The following is a 10559-nucleotide window of genomic DNA, read 5'->3' as shown; positions in this document are numbered from 1 at the left end:
CGAAAGTTCGCAAAAACACACAAACTATCGCATACCCAATTTGCTGAAGCGTCGAAAGACGGTTCGGTACCCGAATTTCTTGACGACCATAGAGCATTGGAACCACCTGATCCCATCCCGAACTCAGAAGTGAAACGATGCATCGCCGATGGTAGTGTGGGGTTTCCCCATGTGAGAGTAGGTCATCGTCAAGATTAAATTCCGAAACCCCTATCTGCGTATGCAGGTAGGGGTTTTGTTTTTGCGCGCAGGAAAGTACCGTGATGGGCAGAGAGCGCCTGACGGTTGTGCCAGATTCCCGAGGCATTGCATTAGAAGCCTGTTTCGTAACTCCATCGGGCGGTCACCACTGGCCACGCCCAGCAGCAGGCGCCCTTCACTCAGCTCATCGACACTGTTAGCTGACTTCAACGTCAACCAAGGCTGACGCATTGGCAGTACAACCGCCGCCGTACCCAACATGATATTTTCGGTAATACCGGCCAGGTACCCGAGATAGGAAAAGGTTTCGAAAACCTGTGCCGCATCACCGAAATTCGGGTCATAAATCGGAACATCACGAACCCACAGTGCGCGAAAACCCGACTTGTCAGCCAGGCGTGCCATAGCCGCGTGCTGCTTCAGGTCCGGTACACCAAAAGGTCGACCTTCGGCCATCCGCAGCCGCTGACCGGCACTGGACCAGTCATTGTCGAGTGGCAACTCCAGTCCGATGGAGAACCCATTCGAACCCAGTAGTCGTTGAAATCGTGGATGCATGGAAAAAACTCCAAAAAACCAGAATGGAATGACATGCACCCAGTATTCACGGGCTAATCAGCAAGAAAAATGCATGAATGGGAATATCAATCTTGTATGAAAAGCACGAATCCACCACCCCACCGAAAACCCTTTGCGACGCTCAAGGACCGTCCTTATAGGAAATCGCACTAAAGTGACCGGGCAGTTTTTGATATGGTGCAGCTCGTTTTTTTAATGGACTGATTTCAAGCCCACGGATCGGCACTTCCTCTTCACAGAGTTGCTACAGAAATGCCCGAACCGATACCCATCAAGGACCACGAAAATGAGAAGCGCCTGGTCAACAAAAGACTGATCGCCTGCGCCTTGTTTGTCGTCGTCATTACCTGCGCGCTGGTGGTGCGCATGTATGTCCTGCAGGTAGTCGAATTCGACTATCACTCCACGATCTCCGAAAACAACCGTGTCCATGTCCTGCCAATCACTCCTACTCGCGGGTTGATCTATGACCGCAATGGCGTGGTTCTGGCCGACAACCGGCCCAGCTACAACCTGACGATCACTCGCGAACGCGCTTCGGATGTCAAACAAGAGCTGGACGAAGTGGTCAACCTGTTGCACCTGCCTGCCGAAGACCGTGCGCTGTTCGACAAAGCGATGAAGCAGGCGCGGCATCCGTTCGTACCGGTCACGCTGTTCTATGAGCTCAGCGAAGAACAGATCGCGGTGCTCGCGGTCAATGAGTTCCGCTTGCCGGGCATCGATGTCGAACCGCAGTTCGTGCGCCACTATCCGTTCGCTGAACACTTCGCTCATTCAATCGGGTACGTCGGTCGTATCAACGAGAAAGAATCCAAGTCCCTGGACTCGGTCGAATACCGGGGCACCCAATCCATTGGCAAAACCGGGATCGAGAAATTCTACGAGTCGGAACTGCATGGCCATGTCGGATACGAAGAAGTCGAAACCAACGCTCAGGGGCGTGTGCTGCGAGTGCTCAAGCACACCGACCCGATACCGGGTAAAAACATCGTCCTGAGTCTCGACGTCAAACTTCAGGAAGCCGCCGAGCAGGCCCTGGGTGACCGTCGCGGTTCGGTGGTTGCGCTCGATCCGTCGACGGGTGAAGTCCTGGCCATGGTCAGCAAACCCAGCTTCGACCCGAATCTGTTCGTGACTGGCATCAGCTTCAAGGAGTACGCGGCGCTGCACGATTCGATCGACCGGCCACTGTTCAACCGCGTGCTGCGCGGCCTCTATGCGCCGGGCTCGACCATCAAGCCGGAAGTCGCGATTGCCGGCCTCGACGCCGGTGTGGTCACGCCGCAGACCCGAGTCTTCGACCCTGGCTACTACCAGTTGCCGGACTTCGATCACAAGTACCGTAACTGGAACCATAGCGGTGATGGATGGGTAGACATGGACGCGGCGATTATGCGTTCCAACGACACCTACTTCTACGATCTGGCACACAAGCTGGGCATCGACCGCCTGCACGACTACATGGCGATGTTCGGTCTCGGTGAAAAGGTCTCGCTGGACATGTACGAAGAGTCTCCGGGACTGATGCCGTCCCAGGCCTGGAAGCGCGCCACGCGCCGCCAGCCGTGGTTCCCGGGAGAGACGGTAATCCTCGGCATTGGCCAGGGCTACATGCAAGTCACGCCGCTGCAACTGGCCCAGGCCACTGCGTTGATCGCCAACAAAGGGGTGTGGAACCGTCCGCACCTGGCCAAGACCGTGGACGGTGTCGCGCCAGTGGATGAGCACCCGATGCCGAATATCCTGCTCAAGGATCCCCGTGACTGGGAGCAGGTCAACCATGGCATGCAAATGGTGATGCACGATGCCCGCGGGATTGCCCGTGCGGCAGCCGTGGGGGCGCAGTACCGCATCGCTGGCAAGAGCGGTACTGCGCAAGTGGTGGCGATCAAGCAGGGCGAGCGTTACAACCGCGAGAAGACCCTTGAGCGCAACCGTGACAACGCCTTGTTTGTCGGTTTCGCACCGGCGGAACATCCCAAGATTGTCATTTCGGTGATGATCGAAAACGGCGAAGCCGGTGGCCGCGTCGCCGGTCCCGTGGTGCGGCAGATCATGGACGCCTGGCTGCTCGATCAGGAAGGCCACCTGAAACCGCAATACGCCGCGCCGAGCAAACCGCCGGGTGATCCTCACGTCTGAAGGCCATCGCTGGCAAGCCAGGCTCCTGCGATCTATCGAGTTGAAGCTCACTGTAGGGCCAGGCTTGCCGACAATGAACGGGGTCACCATCCACCTGGCGAAACACAAACGCTCTACGGCTCTTGCCATAGCCCTTACGTTAACGTAAAGATTGCGGCAGGGCGCCGTTGTTCAAAGGCGCAGGGCGGACCGACCCGGAGCGCTTGATGACACTAATAAAAACAAATTCCCCCAAATTGCACCGCGAAGCCCGGCTGGCCCGGGAAAAGCTGCATCTGGAAGGCGAAGTACCGAATGGCGTCCTGCGCGCCGAAATCGATGCCTCGTGGCGGCGTAGCCTCAGTCATGGCGTGCATTTCAATGCCCAGCATGAACTGGCGCTGGAATCGACGGCGAGCCTCGATGTATTGCTGGCAAGCAACCGTCTGCTGATTGACGCAGCCTTGCCGGCGATCGATTACCTGGCCGAACGCCAAGGCAAGGAAGGGCTGATCATTCTCGCCAACTCCGAGGCGACCATTCTGGCGGTCGAAGGACGCGCCGACCGACTCAAGGGCAGTGGCCTGCAAGACATCACCCTCGGTGCCTGCTGGAGCGAAGCCGTACGTGGCACCAACGCCCTCGGCACGGCACTGGTGGAAGCGCGGCCAACCCTGATCGATTGCGGCGAGCATTACCTGGATCGCCTCAGTGATTTCTCCTGCACCTCGGTGCCGATCCATTGCCCACAGGGCAATATTCTCGGCGTTCTCGACCTGACCCGCGAAGGTCCGCTGGGCCGCGCCCACGACAGCACCGCGTTGCTGGCCATGGCCGTCAGCCAGATCGAAAGCCGCGTCTTCAACACAAGCTATCCGGATGAAATCGTCCTGGCCTTCCACAGCCGTCGCCAGTACCTCGAATCCCCCTGGCAGGGCTTGTTGGCCGTAAGCCTCGGCGGGCAGATCCTCGCCGTCAGCGCCCAGGCCTGCCAGTTGCTGCATGCCGAGCGTTCGGCACTGGTCGGTCGGCGGTGTGAAGAGTTTCTCGGCGTCGATGGCCTGCAACTGTTGGCGCGACTGCATCAGGGCGGCGTTGGCAGCCTGCAGACCGCCAAAGGTGAATTTTTCTACAAAACCCTGCGTGCGCCGCAGCGTTCGATCAACGTCAGCAATCCACCGCGCAGCGTTGCAAAACCCGCCAAGTCCCAGCCGGACCTCGAATCCCTGGCCGGCAGCAATGTGCGTTATGCCCGGGCCCTGCGCATGGCCCGCCAAGGCCTGGCCAACCAACTGCCGGTGTTGCTGCTGGGCGAAACCGGCACCGGCAAGGAAGTCATCGCCCGTGCCCTGCACATGGCGGGCAGCCGCGCCGACAAACCTTTCGTCGCGGTGAACTGCGCGGCCATTCCTGAAGGCCTGATCGAGTCCGAACTGTTCGGCTACCGCGAAGGCGCATTCACCGGTTCGCGGCGTGGCGGCATGATCGGTCGCTTGCAACAGGCCCATGGCGGCACGCTGTTCCTCGACGAAATCGGTGACATGCCGCTGGCACTGCAGGCGCGGTTGTTGCGCGTGTTGCAGGATCGCAAGGTCGCTCCGTTGGGCGCTGGCGAAGAGCAGGACATCGACGTCGCATTGATCTGTGCCACCCACCGCGACCTCAAGCGCCTGGTGGAAGAAAAACACTTTCGCGAAGACCTGTTCTACCGGGTCAACGGCATCAGCGTGATGCTCCCGGCCCTGCGCGAGCGTGAAGACTTCAGCGCGCTGGTCAGCCGCTTGCTGGCCAGACTCGATGCACCAACGGTGGTGCTACATGACGACTTGAGCCGTTTGCTCGGCGGCTATCACTGGCCGGGCAACATCCGCCAACTGGAGATGGTCCTGCGCACTGCACTGGCCATGCGCGAGCCGGGGGAAACCGTCCTCACCCTCGATCACTTACCCGACAGCATGCTCGATGACCTGAGCTCAAGCGAACGTCCGCAGTCCGGGAGCATCCGCGAAAACGAACTGGAGATGATTCGTCAGTCCCTGGATAGCCATCAGGGCAACGTCTCGGCCGCCGCCGACGCCCTGGGCATCAGCCGCGCGACTCTGTATCGCAAGCTCAAACAGTTGCGCTCGTGATGCAGCGCCTGATCGTTCGGCTGATCGACAGCCAGAACCCCGAAGCCCTGCAATCGTCGTTGCGCTGGCTCTACAGTTTCGTGCGGCCTCATCGACTGGCGATCGCCGGGCTGCTGGGTTTGTCGGTCTGTGCTTCGGCATTGGTGCTGGTGCAACCGTGGCTGACCAAGCTGTTGATCGACGACGGGTTGCTCGCGCGCAATTTCCCGATGCTGGTGCTGATCGCCGGGCTGATGATCGTTGCCGGCTTGCTCGGCACGGCGTTGTCCGGGATTAACCGTTATCTGCACACGCGGCTGTCCGGGCGCATGCTGTTTGCCCTGCGCGATGACCTCTATCGGCATTTGCAGACCCTGTCCCCCAGCTTCTACGGTCAGCGGCGCATCGGTGACCTGATGTCGCGCCTCGATGGCGACGTGGCGGAGATCCAGCGTTTTGCCGTGGACTCGCTGTTTTCGGCGGTGTCCAGCGTGATTGGCCTGGTGGTTGCGCTGGCGATGCTCCTGACTCTGTCCTGGAAATTGTCACTGCTGGCGCTGGTGCTGATTCCCCTCGACGTGCTCTGGCTGCGCTGGATGCGACGAAAGGTTGAGCGTGATGTGCGGCAATTGCGCGAGCGCTCGGCGGACATGTCGTCGTTCATGGTCGAGACGTTGCCGGTGATGAAGTTCATCCAGTCCGCCGGCCAGCAGCAGCGCGAAGCGCGGCGCCTGGAAAACCTGGGGCAGGGCTACATGAGCCAGTTGCTGCGCCTGCAAGTCACCGAGTTTTTCACCCAGGCCGTGCCGGGCACGCTGACCTCCCTGTCCCGCGCCTGCGCCTTTCTGATCGGCGGATACTGGGTGGTGCAGGGCACTTGGCAACTGGGCGCGCTGATCGCGTTTTCGACCTACCTGGGCATGGCCGTCGGGCCGGTGCAAAGCCTGCTCGGGCTCTATGTCGCCATTCAACGAATGACCGTCAGCCTCGGGCGCGTCATGGAACTGCGCGGCGAACAGCCGACCGTACTCACACCCGCGACGCCACAGCCGCTGCCGGCCTCTGGCGATCTGCGTTTCGATGACGTGCACTTCAGCCATCCCGGCCGAACCACAACCCTGCGCGGCATCCAGGCATCCATACCCTACGGTTTGAAAGTCGCCTTGAGCGGCGGCTCCGGCGTTGGCAAATCGACCTTGATCGACCTGCTGCAACGCCACCACGACCCGCAATCCGGGCGGGTGTTGCTCGGTGAAGTGGACCTGCGCGAACTCGACCTGTTCCAATTGCGTCGGCGCATCGCCGTGGTCAGTCAGGACATCGTACTGTTTCGCGGCAGCCTGGCCGACAACCTGGCTTATGCGGTGCCAGATGCCAGCCGCGAAGCGGTAGCCGAAGTGGCACGGCTGGCCCAACTCGACAGCCTGATCGCCTCCTTGCCCGAAGGTCTCGACAGCCCGTTGGGTGAGCGCGGGCAACAGTTGTCCGGTGGGCAAAAACAACGCATCGCGATCGCCCGTGCGCTGTTGCAAGACCCCTTGATTCTGGTGCTCGACGAAGCCACTTCGGCGGTGGACGAAGCCACCGAGCGCGAAGTGATCGAGGCCATCGACCGTCTGTTTGCCGGGCGTACGCGGATATTGATCAGCCATCGTCCTTCGACCCTGGCCGATGCCGATCTGCGTTTTGAATTGCTTGACGGCGTATTGATTTCCAAAGCGGTGCTGCATGAAGCCTGAATTGCGTATCGGCGTGGTGGACAGCGGTCACTCGGCGGCGCAACGGGTGCAAGTCATCGCCGGGCGGCGCTTTGCGTTGGTCGAGGACGGACTCACCGAGAGCGATTTGCACGGCGATCCCTTGGGCCACGGCAGCGCGGTCATCGAAGCCATAGGTCGCCGTGCGCCATCGGCACTGTTTTGCGTGGCCCAGGTGTTCGACCAGCGTGGCGTCACCAGTGCCTTGCAGATTGCCACGGCGATCGACTGGCTGGTGGCTCAGGATGTACGGCTGATCAATTTGAGTCTCGGCCTGCGTCAGGACCGCAGTCTGTTGCGTGACGCTTGCGCGGCGGCGGTGGCGAAGGGCGTGTTGCTTTGCGCGTCCAGCCCTGCCCAGGGCGAGGGTGTATACCCGGCGAATTATCCACAGGTGCTGCGCGTGACAGGCGATGCGCGCTGCGCCGAACTCGAATGGTCGTGGCTCAACACCACCCAGGCGGACTTTGCCGCGTGCGTGCACGGCACTTATCCAGGCCAGTCGGGCGCCAGTCTCGGCTGCGCCGCGTTGAGCGGACATATCGCGGCGTTCCTGGTGGCACACCCCGAGGCGAGCAACGCACAGGTGATCGACTATCTGCAGCACAACGCCCGCTATCGCGGCCCTGAACGGCGCCTCGGGCCATGACTGCGATTGTGGTGCTGGGGGCCGGCCCGGCGGGCGCGGCGGTGGCACTGGGGCTGCGGCGACTGGGCTATGCCGTGACCCTGGTCAGCGAGTGGCGCCGGTTTGCCGCGCTCGAAGGCGTATCCGCGCGGGTGCTGGAGGCCTTGCGCGGTGCAGGGCTGCATCACGCTTTGGAGGAGGCGGCGTTGCCTTCTCAACGGCAGGTCAACTGGAACGGCCAGCAACACGCACAAAACATCGAATTCCTGCTGGATCGCCCGACTTTCGATCGCGGCCTGCGCCAGGACTTGCGCGCGGCTGGCGTGCTGTTAATCGAAGGCCGGGTGCTGGGCGTGCAGTCATTTTCCGATGGGCATCGCATCGACATCGAAGGACGCGAAAGCCTGAGCGCAGACTTTCTGGTCGAAGCCCGCGGGCGTCAGGCACCGGCGCTCGGCAAGGGCCTGCGCGGGCCGGAGACGGTCAGCCTGCTCAATCGCTGGCAAGGCACGCCGGGCGACACCGCCAGCGCCGTGGAAAGCCTTGAGGACGGCTGGGCGTGGATGGCGCGGCGGGCCGACGGCCAGTGCTACTGGCAATGGACGGTGGACGTGGCCAGCGCCGGGTTACCGGGCAAGGCGCAGTTGCTGGAGTACTGTCGCCAGCGACGTCAGGATTCGGCCGTGGCTCGGGCATTCTTTGCCGGCGAAGCGGAGGTTGATCTGAACCTGCACGCCCGCAGCAGCACAGCCATCCTCAGCCCGCAGGTGTGTGGCGAACACTGGATACGGGTTGGTGATGCGGCGATGGCGGTCGACCCGCTGTCGGGCAATGGCATCTTCCAATCATTGTCGTCGGCATTACAGGCACCGACGGTGATCAACACCCTGTTGCGCAAACCCGAACGGGCGGCGCTGGCCCAGCGTTTTCACCAGCAACGGGTGGAACAGCTGTTTCTGCGGTTCGCGCGGATCGGTCGGGATTTCTATGCCGATGAACAACGCTGGTTGAACCAGCCTTTCTGGCAAGCGCGGCGACAGTGGCCGGATGCTGAGGTTGCCCATGCAGAAGCGGACTTCATTGGCCTGAGGATCGAGCGGGCTCCAGTGCTGAAGGATGGTTTTGTCGACGAGGCCGAGGTGGTGATCACCGCGGATCAGCCGTTGGGGATCTGGCATGTACAGGGGGTTGAATTGGCGCCGTTGGTGCAGAGGTTAAAGCAGGGCGAGCCGGCGGGTTCGGTGTTGGCCGGGATGACGGTGGAGCAGGGGAGGATGGTTCGCGGCTGGTTGTTGACTCAGGGATTCAAGCCCTGAGATTTGAGCTGTCTGGATCGACCTCATCGCGGGCAAGCCCGCACAGTGATTTGTGTGAGGCCGAAGAATTCAGCAACACCACAAAACCTGTGGGAGCGGGCTTTCCCGCGATGGAGGCCGACAGGGCCCCGCTATTACAGCTTGATCAACACCGACTTCAACTCCGTGTAATGCTCAATCGCCGCATAGCCCATCTCGCGCCCGACCCCCGACATCTTGTACCCCCCGAACGGCAACGCCGGGTCCAGCGCGCTGTGGCAGTTGACCCACACCGAACCGGACTTGATCCGCGGAATCATCCGATGCACCGCCGCCAGGTCATTCGACCAGATACTCGCGCCCAAGCCATAAGGGCTGTCGTTGGCCATGCGCAGCGCATCGGCTTCGTCATCGAACGGAATCGCCACCAGCACCGGGCCGAAGATTTCTTCCTGCACCAGTGAGTGCTTCTGATCGACGTCAACGATCACCGTCGGCTTGACGAAAAACCCCGGCCCGAATTGCTCGCCGCCGCAGGCAATGGTCGCACCGCTTTCCCGGCCTTTTTCGATATAGCCATACACCCGCGCCTGCTGACGCGCAGAGATCAGCGGCCCCATCTCGACGCTCGGGTCCAGGCCGTTGCCGAGTTTCATGGCATTGGCGATGCCGGCGATGTCCGCCACCACATTGTCGAAATGCTTGCGTTGCACATACAGGCGCGAGCCGGCGCAGCACACCTGACCCTGGTTGAAGAAAATCGCGCTGGCGGCTCCGGCGGCAGCGCTCGGCAGGTCGGCATCGGCCATGACGATGGTTGGCGATTTGCCGCCCAGTTCCAGGGTGACCCGGGTCATCGAGTCCATGGCGATCTTGCCGATCTGCTGGCCCACGGCGGTGGAGCCGGTAAAGGTCAGCTTGTCCACCAGGGGGTTGTGGGTCAGTGCGGAGCCGGCGGTGATGCCCGTGCCGGTGACCACGTTGAACACGCCTTCGGGATAACCTGCTTCCAATACCAGCTCCGCCAGTTTCAGTGCGGTCAGGGGTGTTTCATCGGCGGGTTTGAGCACCACGGTGCAACCGGTGGCCAAGGCCGGGCCGAGTTTCCAGCAGGCCAGCAGCAACGGGAAGTTCCAGGCGACGATGGCACCAACCACGCCCACCGCTTCGCGGCGGATGAAGCTGTGGAACTGATCGTTGGGCATCAGCGGCAACGACACCTCGACGCTGGAACCTTCGATCTTGGTTGCCCAACCGGCCATGTAGCGCAGGAAGTCGATGGCCAGCTGCACGTCCATCACCTGTGCGACGGCGGCACTCTTGCCATTGTTCAGGCACTCCAGCTGCGCCAGCAGCTCGGCGTCGCGCTGCATCAGGTCGGCGAGTTTCCACAACAGGTTCTGCCGCTCCCGGGGGCGGGTACGGCTCCAGGCCGAGTCATCGAACGCCTGACGCGCGGCGAGCACCGCGCGGTCGACATCTTCCGGCGTGGCCCGTGGCACCACACAAAGCACTTCGCCAGTGGCCGGGTTGTGCAGGGGCATGGTCTGGCCGTCGGCGGCCTCGACCCAGTCTCCGCCGATAAGCATGCGCGGCGCGCGTTGGATAAAGGCCGAAGTGGCGGGAAGCAGATCAGGAAGCGACATGTTGAAACCTCGTCTTGTTCGTGTGCCGAGGTCTTTCGCAACGGTTGTGCCAGTTTACCCAAAGGCCGTATTTAGCCGGGTTCGGTGCGGAGGGAGGGGCGCTGGAGGAGGCGGATTTGTCGCAACTTGAGACGCTAAATGAGACAAGCATGACGCCCGCTGATCTGTAGAAGCTGGCTTGTCGGGTCGCCGCATCGCAGCGAAGGTCGTCAACGATG

The 10559-nt window shown here is 61.6% G+C and carries 7 protein-coding genes and 1 rRNA gene; 6 read left to right on the top strand and 2 right to left on the bottom strand.

Features of this window, described 5'->3' with window-relative positions; all coding sequences use genetic code 11:
- The first annotated feature begins 78 nt into the window (after window positions 1-78).
- Window positions 79-194: ribosomal RNA gene (gene rrf / locus F7R06_RS14415) — 5S ribosomal RNA — on the top strand.
- Between the two features lie 16 nt (window positions 195-210).
- Here the strand turns inward: rrf and F7R06_RS14410 are convergent.
- Window positions 211-759 (bottom strand): LLM class flavin-dependent oxidoreductase, encoded by a 549-nt coding sequence (locus F7R06_RS14410; protein WP_425530741.1) that lies wholly within the window; start codon window positions 757-759, stop codon window positions 211-213.
- Window positions 760-1032: 273 nt separating this feature from the next.
- On the opposite strand from F7R06_RS14410, the gene mrdA reads away from it, so the two are divergent.
- From mrdA to qhpG, 5 genes are all read left to right on the top strand, one after another.
- Window positions 1033-2925: a penicillin-binding protein 2 gene (gene mrdA / locus F7R06_RS14405; RefSeq protein WP_090318407.1), complete on the top strand. Its 1893-nt coding sequence runs from the start codon at window positions 1033-1035 to the stop codon at window positions 2923-2925.
- Between the two features lie 206 nt (window positions 2926-3131).
- Entirely contained in the window at window positions 3132-5036 is a 1905-nt protein-coding gene (locus F7R06_RS14400) for a sigma-54-dependent Fis family transcriptional regulator (protein WP_090318412.1), read from the top strand.
- A complete protein-coding gene (locus F7R06_RS14395) occupies window positions 5036-6754 on the top strand; it encodes an ABC transporter ATP-binding protein (protein WP_090318415.1) in 1719 nt (572 codons plus the stop codon). Before F7R06_RS14400 ends, F7R06_RS14395 begins: the two co-directional genes overlap by 1 nt.
- Window positions 6744-7421, top strand: a complete 678-nt coding sequence (gene qhpE / locus F7R06_RS14390; RefSeq protein WP_090318418.1) for a subtilisin-like serine protease QhpE — start codon at window positions 6744-6746, stop codon at window positions 7419-7421. Before F7R06_RS14395 ends, qhpE begins: the two co-directional genes overlap by 11 nt.
- Window positions 7418-8716 carry a flavin-dependent monooxygenase QhpG gene (gene qhpG, locus F7R06_RS14385; RefSeq protein ID WP_090318421.1) on the top strand — a complete coding sequence of 433 codons (1299 nt, stop codon included), beginning with the start codon at window positions 7418-7420 and terminating at the stop codon, window positions 8714-8716. Before qhpE ends, qhpG begins: the two co-directional genes overlap by 4 nt.
- 134 nt (window positions 8717-8850) lie before the next feature.
- On the opposite strand, the gene F7R06_RS14380 is transcribed toward qhpG, so the two are convergent.
- Window positions 8851-10341, bottom strand: coding sequence for an aldehyde dehydrogenase family protein (locus F7R06_RS14380; protein ID WP_090318424.1), 1491 nt, complete (start codon window positions 10339-10341; stop codon window positions 8851-8853).
- Between the last annotated feature and the right edge of the window lie 218 nt (window positions 10342-10559).

It is taken from the genome of Pseudomonas moorei (genome assembly GCF_008801475.1).
In the GTDB taxonomy this organism is placed as follows: Bacteria; Pseudomonadota; Gammaproteobacteria; order Pseudomonadales; family Pseudomonadaceae; genus Aquipseudomonas; species Aquipseudomonas moorei.
Note: the sequence above shows the minus strand (reverse complement) of the source record. Positions and strands in the feature narration are given on the sequence as shown.

Coding starts and splice junctions, on each gene's coding strand:
- qhpG (WP_090318421.1), top strand. CDS start 7,418: ATGACTGCGATTGTGGTGCTGGGGGCCGGCCCGGCGGGCGCGGCGGTG.
- F7R06_RS14395 (WP_090318415.1), top strand. CDS start 5,036: ATGCAGCGCCTGATCGTTCGGCTGATCGACAGCCAGAACCCCGAAGCC.
- F7R06_RS14410 (WP_425530741.1), bottom strand. CDS start 759: ATGCATCCACGATTTCAACGACTACTGGGTTCGAATGGGTTCTCCATC.
- qhpE (WP_090318418.1), top strand. CDS start 6,744: ATGAAGCCTGAATTGCGTATCGGCGTGGTGGACAGCGGTCACTCGGCG.
- F7R06_RS14400 (WP_090318412.1), top strand. CDS start 3,132: ATGACACTAATAAAAACAAATTCCCCCAAATTGCACCGCGAAGCCCGG.
- F7R06_RS14380 (WP_090318424.1), bottom strand. CDS start 10,341: ATGTCGCTTCCTGATCTGCTTCCCGCCACTTCGGCCTTTATCCAACGC.
- mrdA (WP_090318407.1), top strand. CDS start 1,033: ATGCCCGAACCGATACCCATCAAGGACCACGAAAATGAGAAGCGCCTG.